This is a genomic window from Stenotrophomonas sp. SrG, from assembly GCF_050031795.1.
Taxonomy (GTDB): domain Bacteria; phylum Pseudomonadota; class Gammaproteobacteria; order Xanthomonadales; family Xanthomonadaceae; genus Stenotrophomonas; species Stenotrophomonas rhizophila_A.
In genome coordinates this window covers 1-251 of sequence record NZ_JBNBBE010000606.1, presented here as the reverse complement: position 1 = coordinate 251, position 251 = coordinate 1, and the positions used below count along the sequence as shown (strand labels likewise).

General features: G+C 66.9%; 1 pseudogene. It reads left to right on the top strand.

Annotated elements, in window-relative coordinates:
* Positions 1 to 251, top strand: a pseudogene (locus ACQG3P_RS21015) (acyltransferase); the annotation flags it as partial.

The window sequence follows — 251 nt, the reverse complement described above, 5'->3', positions numbered from 1 at the left end:
ATGTACTCGCCTGGGGGCTGGCCGGCCGGGTGAACACCAGGGCCTGCCTGCACGAAGGCACGGGCTACGCGGTGCGCTTCGAGAACTTCCGCGACCGCATCACCCTGCCGCGCGGCACGCGCGATGCCGCGCTGACCGCGCAGGCCGAACATTTCGCCCGCTGGCTGGAACGCCAGGTCACCGAAGCCCCCTTGGACTGGGTCAAATTCTACCCCTTCTGGGATCAGGCATCGCATGGAACGAAATGCAGG